The 26,457-nt window shown below is 34.6% G+C and carries 32 protein-coding genes; 19 read left to right on the plus strand and 13 right to left on the minus strand.

Going from position 1 to position 26,457, the window contains the following annotated elements:
- Positions 1-2 precede the first annotated feature (2 nt).
- From EZJ43_RS17605 to EZJ43_RS06100, 3 genes are all read right to left on the minus strand, one after another.
- Positions 3-107 (minus strand): CPBP family glutamic-type intramembrane protease, encoded by a 105-nt coding sequence (locus EZJ43_RS17605; RefSeq protein ID WP_133262011.1) that lies wholly within the window; start codon positions 105-107, stop codon positions 3-5.
- Positions 108-594: 487 nt separating this feature from the next.
- Positions 595-786, minus strand: a complete 192-nt coding sequence (locus EZJ43_RS06095; protein ID WP_133261794.1) for a hypothetical protein — start codon at positions 784-786, stop codon at positions 595-597.
- Between the two features lie 40 nt (positions 787-826).
- On the minus strand, positions 827-1,615 hold the full coding sequence (locus EZJ43_RS06100; protein ID WP_133261795.1) for a DUF3223 domain-containing protein: 789 nt from the start codon (positions 1,613-1,615) through the stop codon (positions 827-829).
- Between the two features lie 175 nt (positions 1,616-1,790).
- Here EZJ43_RS06100 and EZJ43_RS17055 point away from each other — a divergent pair, with 175 nt between their 5' ends.
- Positions 1,791-1,943 carry a hypothetical protein gene (locus EZJ43_RS17055; RefSeq protein WP_165953090.1) on the plus strand — a complete coding sequence of 51 codons (153 nt, stop codon included), beginning with the start codon at positions 1,791-1,793 and terminating at the stop codon, positions 1,941-1,943.
- Between the two features lie 703 nt (positions 1,944-2,646).
- Here EZJ43_RS17055 and EZJ43_RS06105 read toward each other — a convergent pair.
- Complete coding sequence (locus EZJ43_RS06105; RefSeq protein WP_133261796.1) at positions 2,647-3,876, minus strand: glycosyltransferase family 4 protein; 1,230 nt, start codon at positions 3,874-3,876, stop codon at positions 2,647-2,649.
- 221 nt (positions 3,877-4,097) lie between these two features.
- Here EZJ43_RS06105 and miaE point away from each other — a divergent pair, with 221 nt between their 5' ends.
- Entirely contained in the window at positions 4,098-4,679 is a 582-nt protein-coding gene (gene miaE, locus EZJ43_RS06110) for a tRNA-(ms[2]io[6]A)-hydroxylase (RefSeq protein WP_133261797.1), read from the plus strand.
- A gap of 181 nt (positions 4,680-4,860) precedes the next feature.
- On the opposite strand, the gene EZJ43_RS06115 is transcribed toward miaE, so the two are convergent.
- From EZJ43_RS06115 to EZJ43_RS06130, 4 genes are read right to left on the minus strand one after another with little or no spacing between them, the layout of a single operon-like run.
- Positions 4,861-5,922, minus strand: a complete 1,062-nt coding sequence (locus tag EZJ43_RS06115) for a DUF3810 domain-containing protein (RefSeq protein ID WP_243718049.1) — start codon at positions 5,920-5,922, stop codon at positions 4,861-4,863.
- Positions 5,922-6,176: a Txe/YoeB family addiction module toxin gene (locus tag EZJ43_RS06120; RefSeq protein WP_243718050.1), complete on the minus strand. Its 255-nt coding sequence runs from the start codon at positions 6,174-6,176 to the stop codon at positions 5,922-5,924. Before EZJ43_RS06120 ends, EZJ43_RS06115 begins: the two co-directional genes overlap by 1 nt.
- 5 nt (positions 6,177-6,181) lie before the next feature.
- Positions 6,182-6,634 carry a DUF2683 family protein gene (locus EZJ43_RS06125; RefSeq protein ID WP_133261800.1) on the minus strand — a complete coding sequence of 151 codons (453 nt, stop codon included), beginning with the start codon at positions 6,632-6,634 and terminating at the stop codon, positions 6,182-6,184.
- Positions 6,635-6,669: 35 nt separating this feature from the next.
- Positions 6,670-8,004 (minus strand): dihydroorotase, encoded by a 1,335-nt coding sequence (locus tag EZJ43_RS06130; protein ID WP_133261801.1) that lies wholly within the window; start codon positions 8,002-8,004, stop codon positions 6,670-6,672.
- A 299-nt stretch (positions 8,005-8,303) separates the two neighbouring features.
- Between EZJ43_RS06130 and EZJ43_RS06135 the strand changes: the two genes are divergently transcribed.
- From EZJ43_RS06135 to EZJ43_RS06145, 3 genes are all read left to right on the plus strand, one after another.
- A complete protein-coding gene (locus tag EZJ43_RS06135; RefSeq protein WP_133261802.1) occupies positions 8,304-9,650 on the plus strand; it encodes a DEAD/DEAH box helicase in 1,347 nt (448 codons plus the stop codon).
- 410 nt (positions 9,651-10,060) lie between these two features.
- On the plus strand, positions 10,061-10,396 hold the full coding sequence (gldC, locus tag EZJ43_RS06140) for a gliding motility protein GldC (RefSeq protein WP_133261803.1): 336 nt from the start codon (positions 10,061-10,063) through the stop codon (positions 10,394-10,396).
- Between the two features lie 111 nt (positions 10,397-10,507).
- Complete coding sequence (locus EZJ43_RS06145; protein ID WP_133261804.1) at positions 10,508-10,906, plus strand: hypothetical protein; 399 nt, start codon at positions 10,508-10,510, stop codon at positions 10,904-10,906.
- Between the two features lie 108 nt (positions 10,907-11,014).
- Here the strand turns inward: EZJ43_RS06145 and EZJ43_RS06150 are convergent, their stop codons facing one another.
- Positions 11,015-11,500 (minus strand): methylated-DNA--[protein]-cysteine S-methyltransferase, encoded by a 486-nt coding sequence (locus EZJ43_RS06150; RefSeq protein WP_133261805.1) that lies wholly within the window; start codon positions 11,498-11,500, stop codon positions 11,015-11,017.
- Between the two features lie 125 nt (positions 11,501-11,625).
- Between EZJ43_RS06150 and EZJ43_RS06155 the strand changes: the two genes are divergently transcribed.
- From EZJ43_RS06155 to EZJ43_RS06170, 4 genes are all read left to right on the plus strand, one after another.
- The gene (locus tag EZJ43_RS06155) at positions 11,626-12,291 is read left to right on the plus strand and encodes a heme exporter protein CcmB (RefSeq protein WP_133261806.1); all 666 of its coding nucleotides are present in this window, start codon (positions 11,626-11,628) and stop codon (positions 12,289-12,291) included.
- A gap of 111 nt (positions 12,292-12,402) precedes the next feature.
- Entirely contained in the window at positions 12,403-13,071 is a 669-nt protein-coding gene (locus tag EZJ43_RS06160) for a cytochrome c biogenesis protein (RefSeq protein ID WP_133261807.1), read from the plus strand.
- Between the two features lie 154 nt (positions 13,072-13,225).
- On the plus strand, positions 13,226-13,438 hold the full coding sequence (locus tag EZJ43_RS06165) for a CcmD family protein (RefSeq protein WP_133261808.1): 213 nt from the start codon (positions 13,226-13,228) through the stop codon (positions 13,436-13,438).
- Positions 13,439-13,578: 140 nt separating this feature from the next.
- A complete protein-coding gene (locus EZJ43_RS06170; protein ID WP_133261809.1) occupies positions 13,579-15,000 on the plus strand; it encodes a Glu/Leu/Phe/Val family dehydrogenase in 1,422 nt (473 codons plus the stop codon).
- 191 nt (positions 15,001-15,191) lie between these two features.
- Here the strand turns inward: EZJ43_RS06170 and EZJ43_RS06175 are convergent, their stop codons facing one another.
- Both EZJ43_RS06175 and EZJ43_RS06180 read right to left on the minus strand, forming a co-directional pair.
- Complete coding sequence (locus EZJ43_RS06175; protein WP_133261810.1) at positions 15,192-15,824, minus strand: porin family protein; 633 nt, start codon at positions 15,822-15,824, stop codon at positions 15,192-15,194.
- A 20-nt stretch (positions 15,825-15,844) separates the two neighbouring features.
- Positions 15,845-16,300, minus strand: a complete 456-nt coding sequence (locus EZJ43_RS06180; RefSeq protein WP_133261811.1) for a hypothetical protein — start codon at positions 16,298-16,300, stop codon at positions 15,845-15,847.
- Positions 16,301-16,554: 254 nt separating this feature from the next.
- Between EZJ43_RS06180 and EZJ43_RS06185 the strand changes: the two genes are divergently transcribed.
- The 9 genes from EZJ43_RS06185 to EZJ43_RS06225 all read left to right on the plus strand — a co-directional run bounded on the left by EZJ43_RS06185 (position 16,555) and on the right by EZJ43_RS06225 (position 23,460).
- Positions 16,555-16,989: a cytochrome c maturation protein CcmE domain-containing protein gene (locus tag EZJ43_RS06185; protein WP_133261812.1), complete on the plus strand. Its 435-nt coding sequence runs from the start codon at positions 16,555-16,557 to the stop codon at positions 16,987-16,989.
- 5 nt (positions 16,990-16,994) lie between these two features.
- Entirely contained in the window at positions 16,995-19,463 is a 2,469-nt protein-coding gene (locus tag EZJ43_RS06190; protein WP_133261813.1) for a heme lyase CcmF/NrfE family subunit, read from the plus strand.
- Positions 19,464-20,231 carry a Rossmann-like and DUF2520 domain-containing protein gene (locus tag EZJ43_RS06195; protein WP_133261814.1) on the plus strand — a complete coding sequence of 256 codons (768 nt, stop codon included), beginning with the start codon at positions 19,464-19,466 and terminating at the stop codon, positions 20,229-20,231. It abuts the gene before it with no gap.
- A 35-nt stretch (positions 20,232-20,266) separates the two neighbouring features.
- Complete coding sequence (locus EZJ43_RS06200) at positions 20,267-20,599, plus strand: 2Fe-2S iron-sulfur cluster-binding protein (protein WP_133261815.1); 333 nt, start codon at positions 20,267-20,269, stop codon at positions 20,597-20,599.
- Positions 20,600-20,691: 92 nt separating this feature from the next.
- Entirely contained in the window at positions 20,692-20,934 is a 243-nt protein-coding gene (gene iscX / locus EZJ43_RS06205) for a Fe-S cluster assembly protein IscX (RefSeq protein ID WP_133261816.1), read from the plus strand.
- An 85-nt stretch (positions 20,935-21,019) separates the two neighbouring features.
- Complete coding sequence (locus EZJ43_RS06210) at positions 21,020-21,547, plus strand: KdsC family phosphatase (RefSeq protein WP_133261817.1); 528 nt, start codon at positions 21,020-21,022, stop codon at positions 21,545-21,547.
- Between the two features lie 192 nt (positions 21,548-21,739).
- On the plus strand, positions 21,740-22,264 hold the full coding sequence (locus EZJ43_RS06215; protein ID WP_165953091.1) for a hypothetical protein: 525 nt from the start codon (positions 21,740-21,742) through the stop codon (positions 22,262-22,264).
- A gap of 147 nt (positions 22,265-22,411) precedes the next feature.
- Entirely contained in the window at positions 22,412-22,819 is a 408-nt protein-coding gene (locus tag EZJ43_RS06220; protein WP_133261819.1) for a hypothetical protein, read from the plus strand.
- Positions 22,820-22,905: 86 nt separating this feature from the next.
- Complete coding sequence (locus EZJ43_RS06225) at positions 22,906-23,460, plus strand: Maf family protein (RefSeq protein WP_449406368.1); 555 nt, start codon at positions 22,906-22,908, stop codon at positions 23,458-23,460.
- A gap of 119 nt (positions 23,461-23,579) precedes the next feature.
- Here the strand turns inward: EZJ43_RS06225 and EZJ43_RS06230 are convergent, their stop codons facing one another.
- Positions 23,580-24,119 carry an RsmD family RNA methyltransferase gene (locus EZJ43_RS06230; protein WP_133261821.1) on the minus strand — a complete coding sequence of 180 codons (540 nt, stop codon included), beginning with the start codon at positions 24,117-24,119 and terminating at the stop codon, positions 23,580-23,582.
- Positions 24,110-24,913 (minus strand): DUF3822 family protein, encoded by an 804-nt coding sequence (locus tag EZJ43_RS06235; protein WP_133261822.1) that lies wholly within the window; start codon positions 24,911-24,913, stop codon positions 24,110-24,112. The genes EZJ43_RS06230 and EZJ43_RS06235 overlap by 10 nt, the downstream gene beginning before the upstream one ends.
- 188 nt (positions 24,914-25,101) lie before the next feature.
- On the opposite strand from EZJ43_RS06235, the gene EZJ43_RS06240 reads away from it, so the two are divergent.
- A complete protein-coding gene (locus tag EZJ43_RS06240) occupies positions 25,102-26,241 on the plus strand; it encodes a putative sensor domain DACNV-containing protein (protein ID WP_133261823.1) in 1,140 nt (379 codons plus the stop codon).
- Positions 26,242-26,457 lie beyond the last annotated feature (216 nt).

Here is a 26,457-nt window from a genome sequence, read left to right on the forward strand (position 1 = left end):
TTTTACAATTTAAGCAATCCTTTGTTAAGCAGTCCAAATAGGAGTCCTCTAAAATACAATTCTTCAATAAAACCTGCAACGATTGTGCCTGCAATTAAATTTTCAATTTATTGGTTGAATTTAAAAAATAATAAACCGTCTACGAATATTGGTAAAGTGAAAAATACACTTAATAATATTGCAATGAATATTTGCTGAAAGGCCAATACTTTTAAAAATAACTGTTTTACTATCGATCAATGCGGTGCCTATAAATGCGGAATTCCGATTATTGGATACGTCAAAACATAACTAATTAAACCTTGCTGCGTTATTTTATCGAGGCTTACTTTTATAGGTGTAAAATTTGAAAAAAGGAGGTAGTAAAACGCAAAACTTAAGCACACTAAAAGAATTGTTTTTAATGAATTATTCAGTTTCATATATTTTTCAATAGTTGTTTGGTTAGTTTAGATGGTGTGTAACGTTTTGGAAAGAAATGGTATTGCTTGTGGAACTACTTTCGAACCGCAATAAATTAAATAAAAATTACTGATAAATTAATGTAAGCCACAGGCAACCATTTTTGAACAAATTTGCTGTGTGAGGGTGTTTCTATTTTTCTGTTTCCTTCTGTTTTTTCTTGAATGTTAGGACTACGCTGAAAATAAATACAATTAGGTAAAGAAAACCTAATATTTGCTTTCTAAACACAAAATTTTGAAAATCAAATTCTCTCAATAATGCCAAACCTAATGTAAATGCTATAAGAGCAAAACCAATATTGAAACCTATTTTATCTTTCATATTTTATATTAATTCAATTGTTGTTAGCTGGAGTTTTTTTTTATTGGATTGTTAAGTCTTTAGATGTCCTTTTCAGTCTAGCTAAACCAGTTCTGCTTGAATTACATTCGGTTCGCACAATTCGTAAACTAGCTTTGTCCATATGGTATTTTCTGAATTTTTCTGTTAAATTTTCATCTTTAAATATAATATGATTTTGATCGTTTGATGTATATTCAATTAAAACTAAATCAATTGCATTTACTTCCTTAAATCGGTCAACAATTATAGAAAAAGTATTTGGTTGTCTGTGGTCTACTGTTAGTTCGATCCATTTGGACATTAAACCCGTTTCTTGACACTTCACCTGTCCTTTTATAGAATTATCGTCAAAAAATTTTTGTTTGACTTTTCTAATATCTTTATGAATAGCATTTCTGCAAGCAACATTGAACTGTTTTTCGGGAGTATACTTTGCATTATTAATTATCATTAAATATGATATGTATTCGCTTGAACCATCTTTGTAAAAAAGTTCAAAACATTTGGTGTTAAATTGAACTTTCGCAATTTTAATGTCTAGGATAATTAACTCATTTGATGGTGTGTTTGAATATAAAAATTCGCGAAGTTCATCTATATCTTCATCTTCCGTCTCATCAATAAGTTCGTCCTCATTTTCAATAACATAACAAACGTAGTCGTAATCTAATAAGCTCATTAAATCTTTGAAGTCCGTAGTATTCAACGATTGATTAAATTCATAAGAATTAAGTATTTTTCGATAATGAGTAATTGCGTCTTTTTTGAACTTATACTCTTTTTGTCCAATTTTAAGTGGTTTTCTCATTGTTATATTCGGTCCTAAAATAAGTTGATAACTTCCATATATATGCACAATTATCGCACAAAAACAGCTAATATACGTTGTATTGGAGAAGTTTTTTGTATTTCATTATTAAAAAGTAGTTACAGATCTTTACGGTTCGTATAAAATCTCTAAAAAAGTAACCATATTTTTTGGGGTGGATAATGTATTTAATACGCACCCAGATTTGGGTTACGTACAAGGCGCAAAACTATCTGCTTATGATGGCGAAACAGGCGGTGCTTGGGATGCCGTTCAAATGGGTTTTAACGGACGTAAACTTTTCACCAAGTTGGCCCTTAATTTTTAATAATTGCAGCTATTTACTTAAAAAGAAGGCTTTTGATCTCGTATTAGAAGCCTTCTTTAATTTTTTTTAAGAAAGTTTGATTATTAAAGATTTGGAAATAAAGGGTTCGGTAATGCTAAACTTCTGCAGCCCTGCTGTCCCTACAAGCCCGAAAAAAAATCGGGGCTTTTCGTACCATCAGGTTTATAAATAAAGGGAACTGTTGATGTTAGGAAATAAAAAACTAAAATTTAACCTTTTATACTTTTGGTTGATTGAATTGAATTCGTCCAAGATAAATAAACGATTACTTTATATATTTGCATATCTATGAGCACTTTGCAATTAATAGCTGTCTTAATTTTTATAGGAATTGTTATAATCTCCTTCTATAGGTTATGGAAGAATAAGTTACTGAATAAGGTAGAGAAAATCGTTTTGATGGCTATTGTTTGTACGATGCCCTTTATGGGTTTAGTAATTTTATTTCGCTATCAGCATGTTAAATTAATGAGTTATAAAACGAAACCTAACGCTAACTTCTTTTAATCTTGTGACAACTAAAAACTTAAAGGTTAAATCCAGATTGCAATTATTATCACTTTTCTCCCCGAAATATGCGGACGCTTTGGCTTTTCTATGGTCAATGTTAGCTAAATCTTCAAACGGCTTTTTAAAGTTCATCGTATTAGATTTCTGACTTTCAAACCTTGCACTTTCCAACTTATTTCTTATTCTTTTCTTCAATCCAAAGCGACATATATTTAGTACTTTGAGCGGTATGATGATTTAAAATTTGGCCGAAAAAATTAGCTTGGCGATGGTTAATTAACGTTGAAAACAGTTCGTCAACTCTAAGCATGAAATCATTTGCAAATAAACCCCAACTGTAACGCTCATTAATAATTTTACTACCATTTTGTTGCGCATTAGTCCATAAAGCTTTATTAGCATATAATTCTACAGCCTTATCAACAAAAACTTCTAAATCATCTTCGATAAAACCATTCCATTCTAAAGTACCTTTCATGGCTTCTGCACCAATAGAAGTGGTAACAGTTGGCGTACCAACTTGCATAGCATCAATAAATTTTCCTTTAACACCAGCGCCAAATTGAATAGGAGCAAGCAATATTCTATGTTTAGCAATGGTTTCTTGGGCATTCAAAGCCCTGCCTTTAATAACGAATTTTTCATGCTTATTTTCTAATTGCAAAACTTTTTGCGTTGCGTAAGCACCATAAATGTTCATGCTAGCATTTGGTAATTTCTTTCTAAGCAAAGGCCAAATCTTCGTTTTCAGAACTTGTAAAGTGTTCCAGTTAGGTTCGTGCAAAAAATTCCCGATAAATATGAAATCTGCTCTCTCATCAAACGAAATCCAATTGTCAATGTTTTCTGCGGTAATTTCTTTTTCTAAAAATGGCAAGTAATAAAGTAAAGAGGCATCGATTTTAAATTGTTCTTTTAAAATGGCCATTTCTACTTCAGAAATAATTAAAGATACATCACAACGTAAAATAGAGGCAATTTCACGCTTGGTGGTATCAGAAAATAAATCTAAAACTTCTTGCTTTTTTTCGCTTTGCTGTCGCGCATTACGCAAAAAATGTAAATCTTCCGTATCTAAAATTCTGAGTGCATTTGGGCATTCCTGTTGTACACGCCAACCATATTGTTCTTCAACCATAAAACGATCGAACAGTACAGCATCTGGGTTCAAATTTTTTATGAAGTGGTTAAAACTTTCATCATTTAACTTAATCACTTGTTCTGCGACATTCTTATCCGTAAAATCATAGCTAAAATCGCTTTTCGTTGCTGCACAGGCAAAAGTAATTTCATAGTTTCTGCTTAAAAATAAATCAACCAACTGAATCATCCTCGTTCCCGCCGCCGAAGAGGTAGGTTCAGGCCAAACAAATCCAATAATTAATAATTTATTTATGCTCATGATTTTTACAAAATAAAGGTTTTTTATGGTCTAAAGGGAAAATATTTTTCCCTCAGATTTAAAATGATAAGGTTCGCAGAATAACGCTGGTTTTTACGCGAACCTAATGTTTAGAAGCTATATTGATATCTCCGCTTAATCTAATGGGAAATTATCTTAATTTTGTAGTGTTGCTTAGCCTTAACCTCAGCCTTAGGCGCAACCTTAACCTTACCTTCAAAATGCTTGGATTAAAATTATTAACGGACCCTCGTTGGGCAAACATTGCAGAATCAAATTTGGAAGAAATTTTGTCTGATCATGCTTGGTGTGAACAAAAGGCTGCATCGAATGCCATTACTTTAATTACCCAAAATTCAGAATACCAAGATTTGGTTGAGGAGTTAACGGCAATTGCGATCGAAGAAATGCAACATTTTCAGATGGTTATCGACATAATTAAAGAACGCGGTTACACACTCAGCAGAGAGCGAAAAGATGACTATGTTGGTCGTTTGGTTAAATTCAGTAAAAAAGACGGAAGCAGAAACCAAGCTTTTATCGACAGGCTTTTATTTGCTGCAATGATTGAAGCCAGAAGTTGCGAGCGTTTTCGCGTACTTTCTCTAAACATAAAGGATGAGAAATTAGCAAAGTTTTACCATGAATTAATGGTTTCTGAAGCAGGACATTATACCACTTTTTTAAACTTTGCTCGTAAATATAGTGCAGATGTTAACGTGGATAAACGCTGGGCAGAATGGTTAGAATTTGAAGGCGAGTTAATCCAAAGTTTTGGAACGAGAGAGGCGATACATGGGTAGGGTGTTGCCTGTTATCGGTTGCGAGTTGTGGGTCTGGTACCATATAATCATATTTCATTGTTTTTTGGTAATCATCTAAAGAACCCAGCCTTGCAACCCGAAACCCGTAACTCATAACACTAAAATTAAAGGATCCAGCCAGATAACACATAACCCGCAACTCATAACACTTTTAAGTAACTCATAATTCCATCTTATGCGTATTAAATAGCCAAACTACAATATCTTGGTAGCTATCTATCCCTTTTGGCTGATTGTTAAGTTTTAAGAAACTATCAAAGGCAGTATCCAAATAGCCAAACATTTCTCCGTTATATTTTTTCCAAAATTCTTTTTCGGTTTTAAAATCGGCTAAAATTTGTGGCGAGAGCTTATCGTGTAAAATTCTATAATCATCTGGCGATTTAATGCTAACCTCGAACAAAATATACCTAAGCATTTCATAATTGGCAGAATATTGGTAATTCACATCATTGCTATTGTTTGCCGTTAAATAGCCAATAAGATTTGCTTCATCCTCGTAAGCAATACCCAATTGATGCGCAATTTCATGGCAAGAAACATAAGGTTTTACAAAATCGGGTAAGTTCATATTCATGTTGGCTTCGCCAGATAACGGCGCATAATAACCTTCAATGCCAGCCTTGCTAACCAAATAAGGGCTTAAAACAGATTTTAAACATGGATTTGAATACCTGAATAATGGGCTTTTCTGCGCCATTAAATTATATGCCAAAGCCGATTTTGTTTCTAATTCATTAATTGTATAAGCTGGAATTTTACTTTGTTTAAGCTTCAAATCATTCGTTTTTTTAACAAAATAATCGCCTAACAAAACCAATTCTTTAACGCTATACTTCTCATTTCCAATGCCTAATGTTTTGCTTACGCTAGGGCGACTGTAATTTAAGCCCCAAACTATTTTGAAAATAATGTATAGGATTAGAAAGAAATTTAAAACCTGTAGTGGAACCGTAATTCGATGTTGTTTATTTAGTAATTTTCTGCGTTTAAAAAACTTTATGATTTTATAAAGCACAAATGCAATTAGCAACGCATAAATAAAATCGCCAATGGCAAAAGGAAATATAGAAGAAATAAACCTTAACGACGATGAAATATAAGGGTATAAACCCGCGGAATAATATTTTTGAACAGCTGAAGGGGAAAATCCGAGAAGGAAGATAAGGAAAGAAAATGCAAATAAAAATGCAGTTTTTTTTAGTGTGGAACGACTATTCACTATTTGTAATGCCCTTTTAAAGATTGGATTTCTAATATTACAATTCCATCATCATGAATTTCGTAAATAATTCGGTGTTCTTCATTTATACGACGAGACCAAGAACCTGATAATTCATACTTGAGCGGTTCAGGTTTCCCTATTCCCTCGAATGGGTTTTCTTGAATGGCTAAAATTAATTGTTCTATTTTTTTCTGAATAATTTTATTGCCAGACTTTCTCCAGAAATTTAAATGCTCTAGTGCTTTTGGCATAAAAATTACTTCCATAAATCTTCAATAGCAATTTTAACGCCTTTGCCATTTTTAAAGTCTTCCCTTGATTGCAAAATTTCTTTGACAAATTCAGGATTATAAGGGCTTTTTTCAGTTTGAAAATCAATGTTCAAAACTCGCATTACAGCTTTTAACGCAATAAGTTGTTCTTCATTTTTAGGATGAACTATGATTGTTTCCATGATTTCGCCACTTATTGATTTTCTTGTTTCTTCAATTTTCTTAATCTGCTCTTCAGTAAAAACAGGGTCTGCTAATAAAATTTCAGATAATTTAGACTTATATATAACCTCAGGTTCTTCAACTCCTATATTTGCTAAAGATGTTTTGTTTTTCTGTCTAGATTTTTGTTTCAAAAACGCAACAAACTCAGATACTTCCTGCTTTAAGTTTGAAGGAAGAGATGAAATTTCGGAGTATAATTGTAGATCTGTCATCTTTAAATTGTTAGCCTAAAACAAATATAACAAAACTATCTCTCAAAAGTTAATCGCTTTCCAATCTGATCGGTAGTAAATTTCCCTTTAACATAAGCCAAATTGCCTGATACAAAAGTGTGTGTAACACTTGCTTGGAAAGTATTGCCATCAAACGGACTCCAACCGCACTTATAAAAATTGTTAAGTTTTGTAACTTTCCAAGGATCATTTAAATCTACCAAAACCAAATCTGCCCAATAACCTTCGCGAATGAAACCACGTTTTTCAATATTAAAGCAAACCGCAACTGCATGAGCTGTTTTCTCTGCAATTTTCTCTAATGTTATTTTGCCATTCAAATGCATTTCTAAAAGCGCAGGAATAGCGTGCTGTACCAATGGTCCGCCAGCGGGTGCCTGCGAATATGGTTTTTGCTTCTCTTCCATTGTATGTGGTGCATGGTCAGTCGCAATAACATCAATTCTATTCGCTAAAACACCTGCCAAAATCGCTTTTTGGTCGTCCTCGCTTTTTACTGCTGGGTTCCATTTAATAAAATTTCCCTTGGCAGCATAATCTTTATCGTTAAACCAAAGGTGATGAATGCAGGCCTCGGCAGTAATTTTTTTGTCTTTTAAGGCAATTGAATTATCAAACAATTCGATTTCTTTAGCCGTAGAAATATGAAGCACATGTAAACGCGTTTGGTAACGTTTTGCCAATTCTACCGCCAATGATGAAGATTTGTAGCAGGCTTCCACATCACGAATTAATGGGTGCATTTCAATCGTTAAATCTTCTCCGTATTTTGCTTTAAATGTTGCAAGGTTCTTACGGATTGTTGCTTCATCTTCACAATGTGTAGCAACCAAAAGCGGTGCTTTACTAAAAATATTTTCTAAAGTTTTTTCATTATCTACCAACATATTACCTGTTGATGAACCCATAAAAACTTTCAATCCGCAAACATTTTTTGGGTCGGTTTTTAGTATTTCTTCAATATTGTCATTACTCGCACCCATGTAAAAAGAGTAATTAGCAAGCGATGTTTCTGCGGCTATATTGTACTTATCTTGAAGTAAACTTTGTGTTAACGTATTCGGAACTGTATTTGGCATTTCCATAAAAGATGTAATTCCGCCAGCAACGGCAGCCATGCTCTCTGTAAAAATATCGGCTTTATGTGTTAAGCCAGGTTCGCGGAAATGAACTTGATCGTCAATCATGCCTGGCAAAAGATACTGCCCTTCAGCAATAATTTCAGTTGCGCCATTTGCAACTAAATTTTGACCAATCTTGGTAATAAACCCATCTTTAATTAGTACGTCGGTAACAATTTGTTGTCCTTCGTTTACAACTGTAGCGCCTTTTATTAGGTAAGTTTTCATGGTTTCAAAGGTAGTAAATTAGTATCAAGATGTGAGTATCAAGTATCGAGTTTAAGCGGTTGAAAGGAGGGGATTGAGTTTAATGTTGCTGTTTTGGGTTAAATAAACCTGATCGTAGCGAGCACGAAACCCGATTTTTTCGGGTGAGTAAAGCGGAGAGCAGGGCTTACGTAACAGACGAGTTACTGGAATTGCTTTACCCCTAAATTTCCTACACTGAACTTTAAATTTACAATTGGCTTTTCGCTTTCAGCTTTGGTCTTTAAGCTTCCCGCTTAAAAAACCTATCTTTGTGCGCTATGGCAAAATCGTTCGAAGAATTTAAGTTAAACAGGCAAATTTTAAATGCAGTTGCCGATGCAGGTTACACCGTTGCCACGCCGATACAGGAAAAAGCAATTGCCCCGGTATTATCAGGACAAGATATTTTTGGTATTGCTGAAACGGGAACAGGTAAAACTGCAGCTTTTGTGCTGCCAATTTTAATGCAATTAAAGTACGCTCAAGGCGAACACCCAAGAGCGCTGATTTTATCGCCAACACGAGAATTAGCGATGCAAATTGCCGAACAAGTAAAACTTTTTTCTACTTACACGGATTTGCGATCGTTGGTAATTTTTGGTGGAATAGGGCCGAAAACACAAAAGGAGCAAATAGGAAAAGGTATAGATATTCTAATCGCAACACCGGGCAGGTTTTTAGATCTTTATTTAGATGGCACAATCAACACCCAAAGTTTAAAATTTTTGGTGTTGGATGAAGCTGATAAAATGATGGATATGGGTTTCATTGGCTCTATCCACAGGATTTTAGAAATTGTGCCCCGTAAACGACAAAACTTGCTTTTTTCTGCTACGATGAGCGATTTAGTTCAAAAAATTGCTGGTGATTTTTTAAATAACCCACTTGTAATTGAAGCTTCTACGCAGGCAACACCGGCTGCTAATGTTACGCAAGTTTTGTATTATGTGCCAAATTTTAAAACTAAAATTAATCTGCTACAACATTTGTTAAAAGATGATGAAGCTTTTACGCGCCTGATTATTTTTTGTAAAACCAAAACCGTAGCTGATAATATTTTTAATTTTATCGAACGAAGATATGGTGCTCAAAATGTTAGGGTTATCCACGCAAATAAAGGTCAAAATACCCGAATTAACTCTATAAATAGCTTTAAAGAAGGTAAGGTGCGTGTTTTAGTAGCAACCGATGTAGCAAGTAGAGGTATTGACGTGAGTGATGTAAGTCATGTTATAAATTTTGATGTGCCCATAATTATTGAAGATTACGTACATAGAATTGGGCGTACAGGTAGGGCTTTTGCCAAAGGCGATGCCATTACTTTAGCCACAGATGCCGAAAAATATTACATCCGTAAAATTGAAAAGTTAATTCGCCAATATATTCCTGTTGCAGAAATTCCTGAAGGGGTTTTTATTGACGAAACACCTTACGAAGAGCGCCAGTACATTGCAAAGGAAATCGATATGCAAAAAAGGAAAGACGATCCTGATTTTAAGGGTGCTTTCCACGAAAAGAAACATGCAGCTGCGATTGAAAAAACAGCACGAGAAAAGGCAAAGGCGAAAGCGGGTAAGGAAGTGAAATTCTTTAAAAAAGGTAAAAAATTCGATAAGAAAAAGTAAAAAGTTGCGCGATGAAATTCAGAATTACTCCTTTAAATATTATAACATCGCTTGGTGTTGCATTTTTAGTCGTTAGCTTTTTTCATAACAGACCTGCTGGAGGATTGGCAAACATCAATATGGGGCCTTTCTACAAAGTCATGCTGTCAATACTTATTTTAGTGAGTGTTGTTATCGATTTAATTTTCAGATTTATTCTCAAAAACCTAAAGCGAGTTTGGCTAATTGAACTTTTCTTCATCGCTTTTACTGTGATTTCGTTCTTATTATTACATAATTAAAACGTTGTAATTTTATTTTTCTTTACTAAAATCTGCATATTTGCAACTTTAAAAACAATTTATATACCAGCATTAAAGTTAAAATGATTTGCTCTAAAATCATTTTAATCGATGCAATCCTATTTTATAATGAAAACAGCCGAAATAAAAATTACCGTTGAGTTGGATGATAACAACAACCCAGACAATATTCTTTGGGAAAGTACTGATGCAGAAACGACTGATAAAGTTCCCGTTAAAGCAATGATTTTAGCACTTTGGGACCATAATTATAAAAACTCTATGCGCATTGATTTGTGGACAAAAGATATGCCTGTTGATGAAATGAAGCGCTTCTTTTACGAAACTTTGCAAACCATGGGCGATAGCTTTTTAAAAGCCACTAACGAAACTTTAATTGTAGAAGATCTACGCGATTACTGTGCACACTTTGCCGATAAAATGGGTATTGTTGAAGGACAGTAGAGGTTGTAAGTTATAAGTATTAAGTTGTAAGTTGTAAGTTGGTTGCTATGAGTGCTATTATTTTGCTCAATTTCTCAATTGTAATTCGTAATTCTAAAATCGTAAGTCAGTATGTTAATACTAAATAAATTTAGGGCTTGGTTAGGTATTTTATTGTGCCTTATTTCGGGTTTTTGCCCAATGTTAAAAGTGCCAATTAAAGGAAATTGGAATTTATATCAATCTGATGCTCGATTGTTTTTTCTTACCTACACCATCATTTCAATTGCGGTTTTATTCTTGTTTATCAGGAAAGTGGGTGCCTTTCGTTTTATGAGCTTTGTAATGTCTATTTGGTTTGTTTTAGCAGTTGCCGCTGTATATTTTACAGCCAATAATTATACAAAGTATGGCTTTGCGAATAAATTAATTGGTAAAGTTGTTCACTTTCAATGGGGGTGGATTGTGCTTTTAGTTGGTGTTATATTTATGCTTTTCAGTACAAAAAAAGGAGAAAATATAACTGTTTAAATATAATTTTACCATAAAAAAAGATAAACACAGAGAAATTGATGTTTGTGAAGCGCTTAAAAAGTATAAAAGAAAAGCCAGTTCGTATTAACAACCAAAATGGGTTTTTTACAACTTCAATTCCGTTTGCCCTTTTTGCGAAACCTCTATTTCATGTTGAAGCAACCATTTTTTACGCCACAAGCCCCACGCATAGCCAACTAATTTTCCGTTAGTGCCAATTACCCTGTGGCAAGGAAGAACAATGGCTAATTTATTTTTTCCATTCGCTGCAGCAATTGCCCGTATAGCCAACGGTTTATGTGCAGAAAATTTAGCATATGAAATCGTTTCACCGTAATTTATTTTAAGTAAATTATCCCAAACTTCTCTTTGAAATTCTGTTCCGCTTTGGTTGGTAGGAATACTGAATTCTCGTAGCGTTCCTTTGAAATAGGCTTGCAGTTGCCTAACTGCTAATTGGGTGATGGTATTTTCTTTTAAACCATCAATGTTTATTTCAGCAAAAGTTATTTCGGTAACATTAAAATCATCGGCCACGATAAATATATCGCCGATAGGGGAAGGCACAACCGAAGCATAATGATTTTCCATAGCGTGGTTATTTGGGCTATTTAAGTCTGAAATCTTAACTCTAAAATCTAAAATTCGAATGCAATATTACAACTATCCAACAATTTACAGCCGAAAAATTTACGAATAAAAGTATCTTTGCGATTATGCAATTGGCCAAAGAGGTTAAATATCTAATCCACAAGGAAATACTTTTAGAGTGGCGATCGAAATACACTATTAACGGTGTGTTGTTGTACATGGTTTCTACAATATTTACATGCTACTTGTCTTTCGTTAGTCTCGGCGATAAACTCATTTGGAATGCACTTTTTTGGGTGATTATGCTGTTTTCATCTATAAATGGGGTTTCAAAAAGTTTTTTGCAAGAAACTAAAGGCCAGCAACTTTACAGCTATATTTTGGCTAGTCCGGCTGCGGTTTTAATCTCCAAAACATTTTACAATACCTTATTAATGATTCTCCTAACTACCGTGGCGTTGGGGTTTTATGTAATGGTATTTGATACTTTTACACCTCCCGATTTAGTGATGTATTACTTTGCGGTAATTTTGGGTAGCATTAGCTTTTCAACAGTTTTTACAATGGTTTCGGCCATTGCAAGTAAAGCCGGTAATGGTGGTATGTTAATGGCGATTTTGAGCTTTCCAATTATTATTCCCGTTTTAATTTTATTAATTAGACTGGCTAAAAATGCTGTTGATGGTTTACCTTGGGATACCAGTTATGATGAAATAGGTATGTTGGTTATCGTAAACGTAATGACGGTTGCTGCATCTTTAATATTGTTCCCTTACTTATGGAGGGATTAGGTAAATTAGTGAAAATGATAATTCGTGAATTTATAATTTTAGATTAAATAGCGCGCAAATATTCATTCATTTATTAAATGAATACTTTGAGTTAGCAAATTAAAAAAGGATATGAAAAAAACTTGGTGGAAAATTTTAGCTTCATTTTTGGTAGTTTATGCTACCATAGCAGGCTTACTACTTGGAGTGCCTCATTTAGCCATTTTAAATGAAACCATTCGGAATTTATATTTTCACGTACCCATGTGGTTTGCCATGATGGTATTGTTTTCAATCTCCGTATTTTACAGTGTGAGATCATTGAGTACAAAAAGTGAAATAGATGATTTAAAAGCTGTAGAGAGCGTAAATACAGGGATAATTTTCGGGTTTTTAGGCTTAATTACGGGCGCAATATGGGCTAAATTTACTTGGGGCCAGTTTTGGAGTTTTGATCCAAAGCAAAATTTTGCGGCCATCTCAATCTTATTATATTTTGCATACTTAATCCTTCGCAATGCGATAGACGAGGAACAAAAGCGAGCAAAATTGTCGGCTATATATAATATTTTCGCCTTCCCGATGATGGTGGTTTTGCTTTTCGTATTGCCACGTTTGAAAGATTCTTTGCATCCAGGCAATGGCGGCAACCCGGGTTTTAACAGTTACGATTTAGATAGCAGAATGCGCATGGTATTTTATCCGGCGTGTTTAGGGTGGATATTAATTGGCTATTGGGTTTACACCATTCGATTTAGAATACGTACCATCGAAAATAAGGAACAACACATACGAGATTAAGGATTAAGGAACAAAGAGCAAGGAACAAAGACCCACGCTATTTACTGCGTAACAAAAAAGCCCCTTTGGGGTTTGGGGATAAAGAACAAGCATAAAGAAACATCGTTATTTACAGCATAAAAAAAAGCCCCTTTGGGGTTTGGGGATAAAAAAAATGAAAAAAATACTTTTCTCACTAATATTATTGATTTCAACAATGCAATTATTTGCGCAGGACAACGGTGTTGAAATGGCAGATGCATTACGCAGTAACGGTAAAATCTATGTTGTTGTAATTTGCATTGTGGTTATTTTGGTCGGTTTATTGGTCTATCTATTCTCGTTAGATAAAAGATTAAAAAAAATCGAAAAAAGAAATGATGTGTAAAAACAATGTTTAAACAATTTAAACCTCTTTTGTAGCGAGAATTTGGCTAGTGTTTGCGTTACACTAAGTGTTTTTACATTTGGATATATGCATTTATTTTGCCCAATTTTGCACCATACTTATTCATAAAATATTAAATAATGGCTAATCTAGCAGACGAGAACAAATTTTTTGCAGATGTTTGCAAAAACTTTGACAGTGCGGCACAATTTACCAATCATCCAGAAGGTTTATTGAACCAGATTAAAACTTGTAATAGTGTTTATCGCTTCCAATTCCCTATTCGTCGCGGAAACGGTTTCGAAGTTATTGATGCGTGGCGCGTAGAACATTCGCATCACATGAGCCCAACAAAAGGTGGTATTCGTTACAGCGAAATGGTAAATGAGGATGAAGTTATGGCGCTTGCAGCATTAATGACATACAAATGTGCAATCGTAAACGTTCCTTTCGGAGGTGCAAAAGGTGGCATAAAAATCAATACCAAACAGTATAGTGTTGCCGAATTAGAAACCATCACCCGCCGCTACACAACTGAATTAATTAAGAAAAATTTTATCGGTCCCGGTATTGATGTTCCAGCGCCAGATTATGGTTCGGGTGAACGCGAAATGAGCTGGATTGCAGATACTTACATGACTATGAATCCTGGTCAGTTAGATGCTTTGGGTTGCGTAACGGGTAAACCAATTGCGTTGCACGGAATACGTGGGCGTAAAGAAGCAACGGGTCGTGGTGTTGCTTATGCCGTTCGCGAGTGTGTAGATGTTGCCGAAGATATGGCTAAAATTGGTTTCAAGGCTGGTTTGGGCGATAAAAGAGTAATTGTTCAAGGTTTAGGTAATGTAGGCTACCATTCGGCAAAGTTCCTTACCGAATTTGGTGCAACCATTGTAGGCTTATGCGAGTATGAAGGTGCTATTTACAATGCCAATGGCTTAAATGTAGATGAAGTTTTCGCTCACCGTAAAAATACAGGTTCAATTTTGGGCTTTCCTGGTGCAACTGATTTTAAAAACTCAATGGAAGGTTTGGAGCAAGATTGCGATATCCTTGTGCCAGCGGCTTTAGAAAATCAGTTTACAGAACACAACATCCGCAATATTAAAGCAAGAATTATTGCCGAAGGTGCAAACGGACCAACAACGCCAGAAGCTGAGGCTATTTTTACCGAAATGGGAGGTATGATTATTCCAGATATGTATTGTAACGCTGGTGGTGTTACCGTATCTTATTTCGAATGGCTAAAAAACCTTTCTCACGTAGCTTTTGGACGTATGGAAAACCGTTATGCAGCCAATTCAAATGCAAATTTAATTGCAACTTTAGAAAATTTAACCGGAAAAACTATTCTTCCTGAGCACCGCCAAATGATTGTTAAAGGTGCATCGGAAATTGATTTGGTTAATTCTGGTTTGGAAGATACCATGATTCATTCTTACCACGAAATTCGCGAAACGTTAATGAACAAACCGCTAACGCAAACTTTAAGAACTGCAGCGTTTGTTAATTCGATTGATAAAATTGCTGTTTCTTACATGAATTTAGGCGTTTGGCCTTAAGGCATTATCGGCATTACGAATCTCGATTTTTCTTCGAGATGTGGCAATCTATTTAATGTGAAAAGCCTTGCAGAATTTAATCTGCAAGGCTTTTTGGTTTTGAAAATCAGTACGCAGCCTTTCCTCGGTTTCGCTTAGGCCCTTTTAAAAAAAATCGAGAGCTGCTCCAATTCTGCCGGGTATTAAAAATACTATTTATTAAAATAATAAGTGAGGTTTACAGCAAAATTACCTGTATGAAGTTTTACAGCATAATTTGGTTCTAAATTTCTAAGTCCTTGATCGTATTTTAAATGTACGCCAATATTTTTCTGAACAATTACACCCACCACGTAAGTTAAGCCAAAATCCATCGCTTTAAATTCGTCGGCTGTGCCACTCCCAATTGCGAAATCTCTTTTGGTTGTCGTGCCATCAAATTTCTCAGCCTTATTTACAGCGCTAATTAAATATGCGGCATAGGGGCCAAGTCCCATGTCAAATGTTAAATTATCGTCTCCACCAAAATTGGTGTTGTAAATAAACGGACTTCCAAATTCAATGTAGTTTAATTTGTTTTTATACTTCTCTACACCTAAAATATTATTTGCAGGGGGCGTAGATACCGCACCTTTACCAGTAAATACAAGTTCTGGTTGCCACTTAAAATCTTTCGATAATGTAGTTCTGTAAACTAAACCTCCGTTAAATGATGTAAGAGATTTTTTTTCTGAACCATTGTTGTACGTGTACTTAGCGATGTTTAAGCCAGCGGTAACACCAAGCTGAGCGTAAACAGTTACCGAACTTGCGGCAACTAAAAGGGTAATTAAGATTTTTTTCATGTTAATTTATTTTTGTTTATTTAAATAATGTGGAAAACCACAGTTAATTGTAAAATAATGGCGATAGCCAAACAGCACACCCACCGAATGAACCATTTTATTGGAAAGCCGTTATTGATTATTGCCCTATAATAAAGTATGATCATTCCTAACACAGCAATTGCTAAAGCGTATATAAATTGCCAGCCATTGGTTATGCCGAAAAATCCGATGGGATAATAAGTAAGAAGTAATAGGGAGCCAATAAGGCATACAAATCCAATTTCTTTAACAAATTCCCATTTTCGAAATCCGACAAAAATTAGCGCCATAAAAATTTGCAAGCCCCACTTCCCACCGGCAATTGCTCCAGATAACGCCATATTATTAAAACTGCTGTAAAAATCTTTGCCTATGAAAATAAACCAGCCAGTTATTACGGTTGATAAACCGAAATAGATTGCAGATAAGGCGATATTTTTTGTTTGAGCAGTCATTTAATTTTGTGATATGTTAAAATCTATTACAAACATAAATCAACCCTGTATATTGGTATATACCCACAAATGGGTATTTTTTTTAGCGTTATTACTGCGGTGCTCCGATTACTTTGGTGTGTTGAAACTCATTTTTATGTCAATCTTCGGTTAACTATCAGTTTAGTGTCAATATAACTACTAGCATTATCTAAAAGCCTTTGCGATAAACGTATTTTTCTATCTTTGTGATCAGTTTTTATAAGTTCTATATTATGAAAAAAAGCGCGATAGTTGGGTTAATTACCATTGCCATTTGTATTGGTTTTCTAATCAGTTTAAATGCTGATACAAATTCTTATTCCAATTTTAAAGAGGCAACAGCTTCTAATAAAGAAGAGCACGTTATGGGCTACTGGGAGAAATCGAAAGGGACTTATTATGATGCTGCCAAAGATCCTAATCATTTTTCTTTTAACATGAAAGATGATAAAGGCGAAATACGCAAGGTAATTTACAGCGGTACAAAACCACAAGATTTTGAACGTTCAGAAAAATTGGTATTGATCGGAAAGATGAATGACGATACTTTTTATGCTTCGAAAATTTTAATGAAATGCCCTTCGAAGTATAATGATAACCTAGTAGAGGTTAATAAAGATGGTAAGGTTGAAGCAGTTGGTAAATACGGCGAAGAAAAATATAAATAAATTTAATGGATATTCAATTTGTAGGCGAAAACCTATTGCCGGGTAAAATCGGTCAGTTTTTTATTGTTTTGGCCTTTTGTGCTTCAATACTATCAACCGTGGCTTATTTCTTTGCCACTAAGAATAAAAATTTAGAAGATAATTCCTGGCGTAATATCGGTCGTTTGGGTTTTTTAGTTAATTGGGCCAGTATTATTGGTATTGGTGCAACGCTTTTCTATCTAATTTTAAATCACTTTAACGAATACAATTATGTGTATTCACATTCATCAAAAGAACTTCCTGTTTACTATATTGTTTCGGCTTTTTGGGAAGGGCAGGAGGGCAGTTTTTGGCTTTGGGCGTTTTGGCAGTCGCTTTTGGGTGCTATTTTAATTTGGAAAGCTAAAACTTGGGAAGCGCCGGTATTAACGGTAATTGCATTTTCACAGGTTTTTTTAACCTCGATGTTGTTAGGCGTAGAAATTTTTGGCGAACGCATTGGTAGCTCACCATTTATTCTACTTCGCGATGCGGTTGATTTGAAATCAATGGCTCCTGTTGTATTTGCCAATCCAGAAAATTTCAAAAATTACCTTAAATTTATTACCGATGGTAGAGGTTTAAATCCATTATTGCAAAACTACTGGATGGTTATTCATCCGCCAACGCTGTTTTTGGGTTTTGCAAGTATGATTGTTCCTTTTGCTTACGCGATTGCTGGTTTATGGCAAAAACGATATAGAGAATGGATTAAACCTGTAATGCCTTGGGTTTTATTTGCCGTAATGATTTTGGGTACGGGAATAATTATGGGTTCATTTTGGGCTTATGAAGCATTAAACTTCGGAGGTTTTTGGGCTTGGGATCCTGTAGAAAATGCATCTTTAATCCCTTGGTTAACCTTAATTGCAGGCGTACACGTAATTATCGCTTTTAAAAATACTGGGCACGCTTATTTTACTGCCATTGCTTTAGTACTTGTAAGTTTTATTTTGGTATTATATGCTTCATTTTTAACAAGAAGTGGAGTTTTAGGGTCAACATCGGTACACTCATTTACTGATATGGGAATGTTCGGACACCTAGTTTTATACATCGTAGTTTTCTTGGCAATTGCTGTTTTCTTTTTGGTAACAAGATGGAAAGAACTGCCAATAACAACTAAAGATGAAGAAACTTACTCTCGCGAATTTTGGATGTTTATTGGTGCCTTAGTTTTAACAGTTGCTTGTATTCAGGTAATATTTTCAACCTCTGTGCCTGTATTTAATAAAGCATTTGGAACCAACTTTGCGCCACCAATTGATGCTGTAAAATATTATAACCAGTGGCAAGCACCATTTGCAGTGTTAATTACTTTGATTTCTGGTTTCGCTCAATATTTAAAATACAAACGAACCGATCCACGGAAGTTTTATAGTGGTTTAATTTCAGTTATTTTATTTTCTATCGTAATCTCTGCAGGCGTAGCGTATATCACCAAAATATACTCTAACAGTATGTTTATCTTAATTACTTTCAGTTGTGTATTTGCGGTTTTATCAAATGCAAGTGTGTTGTACAGGGTGTTTGGAGGTAAACTGAAATTGGCAGGTTCGGCAATTGCACATATTGGTTTTGCGCTCCTTTTACTTGGTGCTGTGGTGGCTGCTGCAACTACCAAGCCTTTATCTGTTAACGCGAATAATTTCATTCCCGTTAAAGATTTTGAGAAAGTAGAAAAGCCTGGCGAAAATATTATGCTGTATAAAAACGAACCTAAAAAAATGGGCAAGTTTATGGTAACATACATTAGCGATACTACTATTGCTCCTAATACATTTTATCGCATAAACTACAAAGTTTTTGATGAGAAAACTGGTAAATTGAAAGAGGAATTTGAATTAAATCCTCATGTTCAAGACAATGAAAAAATGGGTTTAATCGCTTCGCCAGACACAAAGCATTATTTAACTTACGATATTTATACGCACATAACCAGCGCTGCGATAAAGCAAAAAGACCACGACGACCATGAAGGCCACAGTGACGATGAAAATTATAAAGCACCACGTATTGTTAAAGTGGCAACGGGCGATACCATCCATATTTCTAGCGGTGTAATTAAAGTAATGGCCTTAAACAATAAGCCGACTGCTAAAGATTTAGTGTTAACAAAAGGCGATTTTGCTGCGGGTTTACCTTTAGAAATTAGTGCTGGCGGAAAAGTTTACAACGCTGAACCAATTTTTTTAATAAAAGGAAATAATACTTTCGATTTCGCTAGAAAAATCGATCAGCTGGATTTAAAAGTTCGTTTTTCTAAAGTATTACCCGATGAAAAGAAAGTAGAACTTTTAGTTTATGAAAAACCGCAACAAGCTAAAGATTGGGTTGTTTTTAAAGCGATAGAATTTCCTTACATCAATTTATATTGGATAGGTACTATTATAATGGTTTTCGGGTTTTTAATCTCAATCTTTAGAAGAAAAAGCGAGATCAAATCAGCGTAGATGAAAATCGTTCTAATTGGTTCTGGAAATGTAGCAACACAAATGGGATTGGCACTATATGCCATTGGCGAAGAAATTACACAGGTTTTTAGTCGAGATATTACAAATGCCATTATACTTGCTCAAAAGCTAAACGCAATACCAATTAGTAATTTACAAAATGTAAATGCAGAGGCTGATTTATATATTATAGCGGTTAAAGATGATGCGATTGAAAATGTTGTTCTTCAGCTAAAAGATGTTACAGGTTTAGTGGTACATACTGCTGGTTCTGTAGATATTGCAGTGATATCAAAACATATTAAAAACTCAGGCATATTTTATCCATTACAAACTTTTTCAAAAACAAAGGATGTAAATTTTGAAAATATTCCTTTGTGTATTGAAGCTGATGATGAAAACCAATTATCTGTTTTAAAAAAGTTAGCTAAAAAGCTGAGCAACAAAGTTTACGTATTAAATGGAGAAAAACGAAAAGTTTTGCATTTAGCGGCGGTTTTTGCAGGTAACTTTACCAATCATCTCTACACATTGGCAAATCAGATTTTATCAAATGAAGGGTTGGATTTTGACATCATTCGCCCGTTGATAGCTGAAACAGCACAAAAAATTGAACACAACTTACCCGAAAATGTGCAAACCGGCCCCGCTTTTCGTAAGGACGATTTAACACTAATTAATCATTTAAACGCTTTGGAGAATAACCCAGAGTTGTTCAATATTTATCAAATTTTAAGCAATAGCATTAAATTGGTACACAAATACTAAAATTGCCGATTTGCTTATTACTTTTGCAAGTAATTATGAGTATTTTTAAATTAACAATAAATTTTGAAGAGGCAGATCACGAATCTATTGTGTTGCCTATCGCAGCAGGAGAATCTGTTCTTGATGTTTGCTTAGATAATGGAATAGATTTGCAACATAACTGCGGTGGTGTATGTGGATGCAGTACTTGCCATGTTTACGTAACAAAAGGGATGGATAACATCGAAGAAATATCTGATAAGGAAGAAGATTTTATCGATCGCGCCGTTCGCCCAAGGATTACTTCCCGTTTAGGTTGCCAATGTTTAGTTATAAATGGCGATATTGAAGTTACCATTCCAGATCAATCTGGGTTTATGGGGCATTAAAAGAGTCGGAAAGCTAAAAATTCCGGAAGACAGAAAGTTTATACTGGTAACAAATAGTACAATCTTCAAATTTTAAACATTAAAACAACAAAATGAACAATAATAATTTTGCTTTACCTATTCACTGGAACGACTATGAAGATATAGCGCTTTCTTTATATGAAAAATTTGGAGATGATTTTAGTGAAACTAAGATTTATCGCATTCGCTTTACCGAATTAATTGAATGGGTTTTAAGTTTAGATAACTTTAAAGGCACACGCGAGGAAAGTAGCGAAGGTCATTTAGAGCAAATTCAAACTGCTTGGGTTTACGAGTGGAGAGATAATCAATAACTTTCAGGTTGCCTGTTACCTGTTTTGGGTTACGAGGTTAAAGCCCTATAACACAAAACTCACAACTGATAACCTTTAACTCATTATGGTTTTACAAAAGCTCAAAGAGATTACAACTTTAATATTTGATGTTGATGGTGTATTAACTGATGGTTCTGTGCAATTAACAGAATCGGGAGAGGCGTTGCGCACTTATAATATTAAAGATGGTTATGCACTACAATTAGCTGTTAAAAAAGGGTATAACGTTTGTATAATATCTGGCGGTAATGGGGTTGCAATGGCCAAACGATTTGCAAATTTAGGTATTAAGGATATTTTTTTAGGTGCTGGTAACAAGGTTGATATATTTAATAAATACATAGCTTCTAAAAATATAAAGGCAACTGAAGTGCTTTATATGGGCGATGATATTCCCGATTTAGAAGTGATGAAGTTGGTTGGGCTACCAACTTGCCCTGCTGATGCGGTGGAAGAAATCAAAGCAGTTTCTAAATTTATTTCGCATTATGCTGGTGGTAAAACCGCCGCCCGAAATATCATCGAAAAGGTGATGAAAGTTCAATATAAATGGAGTGATGAACAAGCAATAGCTTCTGATTCGGGTAAATAGTTTATTTTAGGAATATTTAAGTTATTGTAAAACGATCTTTGGGTCGTTTTTTTGCGTTAAATTTAAAGTTTTTTTAAATTCTTTTTTCCGATAATTACGTGGGAAATTAACGCTGATGATATTTTGAAAAATAAGAAAAAAATTCGTGGTTGGCCCCGGCAAATTAAAAAGCTTAATAAGATCGCGACAAAAATGTTGTTGCCCACCTTCGAAGAGTATAATAAATACGGTCAAACCTATAATCGTTTTTTTATCGATCCATGGTATAGGCCGGTTAAAAGAAACCCACCTATTTGGTTCTTTAAATTGATGGTTGGTCATTTTAAAAACGCTTTTGATCGGTGGGAAGAATTCTTTTTTAATTCGGCTCCGCCCTACGATTTACAAATTTGGCTGTTTAACAAAACGTTTATTCGGTCTGAAATATATTGTGCAAAGGTCGATCATTTTGGGCAAACTAGAAATATATTCACACCATCAACTGTACAAAAATCCTTTCCCGAGCAAATATTTGGGGGTAAAATTAAAGCAGAATTAGAATGGGTGCTGTGTGATGATTTTAATTATTTTGATGAGGAAGATTTTTTGGATATTTACGGCAATTTGCCAACCATCTCTAAGAATAAGTTCATCGAGAACTTTCATGCTGATGGCCGTAAATACTACACTTTTAAGATTGGCGATGTTTGGGTTGGAAGACTTAAATGCATTAAATAAGTTTTTATCGGTTGTAACTGTTTTGTTGCTTCTTCGAAATTAAACTATTTAAAAAATGACCAGTCAAATCATTCAAAATTTCAATCAAAAACTAAAATCTTAAACCAATTTAATAGAGGTTTTATCAATTTAAACACAGTAGAAAATATGAAAAAATTAATGATGATTTGCGCACTAGTATTCTCAGTAATGACTTACGCAAACGCACAACAAAAAAATTGGGGCACACCAGAAGAGAGAGCTCAAAAAATGACAGATCGTTTAGTTGAAAAATTAAAGTTGAACGACGATCAAAAAGAAAAGGTTTCAACAATATATATGGATCAGGCAAAAGCCATGACAAAAATAAGGGAAGAAGCCGGAGATGATAAAGTTGCAATGAGAGAAAAAGTGATGAAATTAAGAAGAGATGACAACGATAAAATTGATGCACTTTTAACTAACGATCAAAAAGCAACATATAAAGTGATGCAGGATGAGCAGAAAGAAAGAATGAAAAAGGGTGGCGATCGACAAAAAACCACAAGCGACGTAAAACCTGCAGAAAATATGTAATTCATTTTTTTTTAAAAATAATGAAAGCGACTTATGGTCGCTTTTGCTATTTTTGCCCGAAATGTAAATAAAATATGCTTAAAAATTTGAATATTATACTCGCTTCAAAGTCTCCACGCAGGCAAGAATTGCTAAAATTAATGGGCTTAAATTTTAGTGTGCAATTGAAAGATATTGATGAAAGTTATCCTGAAGGTTTAAGTCCTTCGGCAATTGCAGTATATATTGCAGAGAAAAAAGCAAAGGCCTTTAACGCTTCGGCAAATGAAATTGTGATTACCGCCGATACTATTGTTTCTCTGAACGACGAAATTTTAGGTAAACCTGAAGATAAAGCGCATGCACAAGAGATGTTGGCCACATTATCTGGCAAAAGGCACGAAGTTTATACTGGCGTAACGTTAGTTAAAGGAACAACTATCATTTCATTTTTTGATCAAACCGAGGTTTATTTTAGAACTGTTTCTAAACAAGAAATAGATTTTTATATCGATAATTTTCAGCCTTATGATAAAGCAGGAAGTTATGGCGTACAAGATTGGTGGGGTTTAGCTGTTGTAGAACGTATTGAAGGTTCTTACACCAATGTTATGGGTTTACCTACTGAAAAACTTTATAATGAACTGCAGAAATTGGTTTAGTACCAATAACAATTTGAATTAGCAACTATTTTTATGATTAGTAATGTGGTTAAATTATCGCAATAAAATTCGAAGAGAATTTAATTTCAGCAGGCACAAATTAAACGTTAATCGCAAAACTATTCGGCATTTTCGAAAAAGCTAAAAGACGAATTACCATATTTTCGAGTTTCTGTGTAGCCATTTAGTTTATCCAATTTCATATTACTTTGATGTTCTACAATGAGCAATCCATCGGCTTTTAAAAGCTTTTGTTCGAAAACCAAAATTGGTAGCTGTGGAATGTTGGCCATGTTGTACGGCGGATCTGCAAAAATCAAATCGTACGTGCCACTTAGCTGTTTTAGCAACTTAAAAACATCGCCTTTGCGCACGTCAATCTGATTAAATGAATGCTTCGTGGCTATGCTTTTAACCCAGTTTACGCAGCCATAATCTTGGTCTATGGCTAAAATAGTTTCCGCGTTGCGGGATGCAAACTCAAAAGTTAAATTTCCCGTTCCACAGAATAAATCTAAAACTGTACATGCTTCAAAATCGTAACGGTTGTTTAAAATGTTAAATAACGCTTCTTTTGCCATGTCAGTTGTGGGCCTAACTGGTAAATTTGCTGGCGGTTGCAAGCGTATCCCTTTTAATTTGCCTCCTATTATTCGCATAAACCGATTGCAAGTAAATCACTAAAATAATGTTTCGGCATATCGGCCAATAATTCGTTATCGCTGTTTTTTTGAGGAGTAAAAAAATACAATTGGTTGAAATATTTTAACAAGCAATTATAATGGGCATCGTCTTCATCAATAATACCTTGGATATAAACCGGGATGGAATCGTTTAGATCAAGCGCCTTAATTATAAAAAGTAAAAAGTAATTAAACTCTTCGCCAGTTTCTGCAGAGAAGTGATTTTGGAAATTTAACTTTCCGTCTTTCGTATATAAAACATTGAACGATGATGAAGTAAAATCAATTAGTAGTGCGTGGTTTGGTAATGCATCAATCACCGCAATTAATGATGAAGCTTGCGTAAAAATATTTGCTTCATTAGGTAATTGTTCGGCAATAAAGTCATCAATACAAAAAATTGTATTAAACCCTAATTTGGTTGGTTTCGAATAAATTTTTCCTGATGAGGCTAGGTATTGCGAATAAACAGATAAATCATCTGCATTAAACCATTCGTTGGGTATAAAAATGAAATTCGAAGTATGTGCAGATACCTTTACTGCGCTGTAAGGCTTGGATAAATATAAATCATTTTTAAAAGCCATTTTTAATTCATCTTCAATATTTTCGCAATGTTGCTTGTCAAATATTAAATTAATTTTGCCCGTTTTTTCGTCAACCACCGCATAAGAAAAACTATTATTCGTTATTTTTAACAATAAATGGCAATTGCTCGAAGCATCATTTTTAAAGTTTGGATCGATTAACGAAAGGCTATTGTTGCTCATTAAAACAAAAATAGCGTTTTTTAATAATTAAACCACAGATAATAGGTTAAAAGTGTAAAGTTGAATCGCGTTGCTCCTCATTCGTTTATCGTTTTTCGATCCGTCAAAAGCGAGCGAGTTTAATTTTTTTACGAAAATCAAACTTTAGCATTAATAAAAGAATCAGTTTTTCATGTTAAATTCGACACATGAGTTACAAGCCTACTTACAAGGCTGCAAATACCATTGCGGCAACTATTGAAACACATTTTGTGAAATTGCATGCAAATGCCGTGGCTCAGGGTGAAGTTGATTTGGCTACGCAACCCAATAAAGAAATAATTGAGGTATTAATTGATGTTGCTTTTTGGAGTAGTTTAAGAAAAGAAGAAGGTCATTCGCCAAAAATTTCAATTGCATTTTTGCCACCATCGCAAACTTCTAAGCCTTTAAAATTTGCAAAACCTTTGCCTTTAAACGCCACTACTTTAACAAAAATTGCACCAGGTGTAGAGCGTTCTGGTATTCATGTTGGTGTGTGGGTTATAGATGGAGAACTTTATATTTGGGGTACAACTTTAAATATTCCTAATTTTTGCTTTGTTGTGGATGTATCTGCACCGGGTTTAATTGTGATTAAACACCGTAGAATTTATGGCATTGGAAAATATACCAACGTAGCAGTTTTAAAGGGCGAGCAGATTAGAATTGTAGATGATACGAGTTGCAACAACAGAGATTGTCCGCCGATTTTAAAGGCATTGCTCGATTTAACCGTACTTGCCAGTTGGAACGACCCCATTAATATTTTAATTCAATTTGCTGTATCCATGCGGAGCCACGGTAGGGGTGGTGCATTGCTAATTGTACCGAAAGATGATCAGAAATGGACAGAATCAATTATACATCCTATACAATATTTGGTAGAGCCAGAGTTTTGTGGTTTATCCAATTTAGCGAAGCAAGTTGGCAACCAAAGCGAAATCTTCTCTCAAGGTGCTTTAAGAAAAGAGGTTGAACATTTGGCAGGATTAACGGCCGTTGATGGCGCAACTATTATTAACGATCGATTTGATTTAATTGCTTTTGGAGCAAAAATTGGACGTGGAATTGGTAAGCCTACTGTAGAAAAAATTGCATTCTCCGAACCCATAATTGGTGGCGAAGACAAGATTTTATATCCCGGGCAACTCGGCGGTACACGCCACTTTTCGGTTGCGCAGTTTATAAACGATCAACCTCAAGCCGTGGGATTGGTAGCCTCTCAAGATGGTCATTTCACAATTTTTAGTTGGAGTAAAAGGCAAAATATGGTTATGGCGCATCGTATAGAAACTTTGTTATTGTAAAAGTTGATTTCGATAATTAAAAGCCTTAAATTGATTTTCTATCAATGTTTTTTAGGAATCGCTAGCGTTAACGATTGGAGCGATATCCCTGCCTGTCCGGCAGGCAGGCTTTTTGGCTTTTTCTGCCAAAAAGATAAAGCGGAAAGCGTGTTAAAACGCCCAAATACTTATTTTAAGGATGTTTATTTAATAGTAGAACGTTATATTAGCATTTTT

Origin of the sequence: Pedobacter changchengzhani, assembly GCF_004354365.1 — a bacterium.
In the GTDB taxonomy this organism is placed as follows: Bacteria; Bacteroidota; Bacteroidia; order Sphingobacteriales; family Sphingobacteriaceae; genus Pedobacter; species Pedobacter changchengzhani.

Bases quoted from the DNA above. Each gene is read 5' to 3' on its own strand.
- miaE (WP_133261797.1), top strand. From the start codon at position 4,098: ATGCTTGGATTAAAATTATTAACGGACCCTCGTTGGGCAAACATTGCA.
- EZJ43_RS06145 (WP_133261804.1), top strand. From the start codon at position 10,508: ATGTTAATACTAAATAAATTTAGGGCTTGGTTAGGTATTTTATTGTGC.
- EZJ43_RS06120 (WP_243718050.1), bottom strand. From the start codon at position 6,176: ATGCCAAAAGCACTAGAGCATTTAAATTTCTGGAGAAAGTCTGGCAAT.
- EZJ43_RS06230 (WP_133261821.1), bottom strand. From the start codon at position 24,119: ATGCGAATAATAGGAGGCAAATTAAAAGGGATACGCTTGCAACCGCCA.
- EZJ43_RS06135 (WP_133261802.1), top strand. From the start codon at position 8,304: ATGGCAAAATCGTTCGAAGAATTTAAGTTAAACAGGCAAATTTTAAAT.
- EZJ43_RS06180 (WP_133261811.1), bottom strand. From the start codon at position 16,300: ATGACTGCTCAAACAAAAAATATCGCCTTATCTGCAATCTATTTCGGT.
- EZJ43_RS06095 (WP_133261794.1), bottom strand. From the start codon at position 786: ATGAAAGATAAAATAGGTTTCAATATTGGTTTTGCTCTTATAGCATTT.
- EZJ43_RS06160 (WP_133261807.1), top strand. From the start codon at position 12,403: ATGAAAAAAACTTGGTGGAAAATTTTAGCTTCATTTTTGGTAGTTTAT.
- iscX (WP_133261816.1), top strand. From the start codon at position 20,692: ATGAACAATAATAATTTTGCTTTACCTATTCACTGGAACGACTATGAA.
- EZJ43_RS06200 (WP_133261815.1), top strand. From the start codon at position 20,267: ATGAGTATTTTTAAATTAACAATAAATTTTGAAGAGGCAGATCACGAA.
- EZJ43_RS06165 (WP_133261808.1), top strand. From the start codon at position 13,226: ATGAAAAAAATACTTTTCTCACTAATATTATTGATTTCAACAATGCAA.
- EZJ43_RS06190 (WP_133261813.1), top strand. From the start codon at position 16,995: ATGGATATTCAATTTGTAGGCGAAAACCTATTGCCGGGTAAAATCGGT.
- EZJ43_RS06130 (WP_133261801.1), bottom strand. From the start codon at position 8,004: ATGAAAACTTACCTAATAAAAGGCGCTACAGTTGTAAACGAAGGACAA.
- EZJ43_RS06210 (WP_133261817.1), top strand. From the start codon at position 21,020: ATGGTTTTACAAAAGCTCAAAGAGATTACAACTTTAATATTTGATGTT.
- EZJ43_RS06220 (WP_133261819.1), top strand. From the start codon at position 22,412: ATGAAAAAATTAATGATGATTTGCGCACTAGTATTCTCAGTAATGACT.
- EZJ43_RS06215 (WP_165953091.1), top strand. From the start codon at position 21,740: ATGTTGTTGCCCACCTTCGAAGAGTATAATAAATACGGTCAAACCTAT.
- EZJ43_RS06170 (WP_133261809.1), top strand. From the start codon at position 13,579: ATGGCTAATCTAGCAGACGAGAACAAATTTTTTGCAGATGTTTGCAAA.
- gldC (WP_133261803.1), top strand. From the start codon at position 10,061: ATGAAAACAGCCGAAATAAAAATTACCGTTGAGTTGGATGATAACAAC.
- EZJ43_RS06100 (WP_133261795.1), bottom strand. From the start codon at position 1,615: ATGAGAAAACCACTTAAAATTGGACAAAAAGAGTATAAGTTCAAAAAA.
- EZJ43_RS06150 (WP_133261805.1), bottom strand. From the start codon at position 11,500: ATGGAAAATCATTATGCTTCGGTTGTGCCTTCCCCTATCGGCGATATA.
- EZJ43_RS06195 (WP_133261814.1), top strand. From the start codon at position 19,464: ATGAAAATCGTTCTAATTGGTTCTGGAAATGTAGCAACACAAATGGGA.
- EZJ43_RS06105 (WP_133261796.1), bottom strand. From the start codon at position 3,876: ATGAGCATAAATAAATTATTAATTATTGGATTTGTTTGGCCTGAACCT.
- EZJ43_RS06240 (WP_133261823.1), top strand. From the start codon at position 25,102: ATGAGTTACAAGCCTACTTACAAGGCTGCAAATACCATTGCGGCAACT.
- EZJ43_RS06185 (WP_133261812.1), top strand. From the start codon at position 16,555: ATGAAAAAAAGCGCGATAGTTGGGTTAATTACCATTGCCATTTGTATT.
- EZJ43_RS06175 (WP_133261810.1), bottom strand. From the start codon at position 15,824: ATGAAAAAAATCTTAATTACCCTTTTAGTTGCCGCAAGTTCGGTAACT.
- EZJ43_RS06155 (WP_133261806.1), top strand. From the start codon at position 11,626: ATGCAATTGGCCAAAGAGGTTAAATATCTAATCCACAAGGAAATACTT.
- EZJ43_RS06235 (WP_133261822.1), bottom strand. From the start codon at position 24,913: ATGAGCAACAATAGCCTTTCGTTAATCGATCCAAACTTTAAAAATGAT.
- EZJ43_RS06125 (WP_133261800.1), bottom strand. From the start codon at position 6,634: ATGACAGATCTACAATTATACTCCGAAATTTCATCTCTTCCTTCAAAC.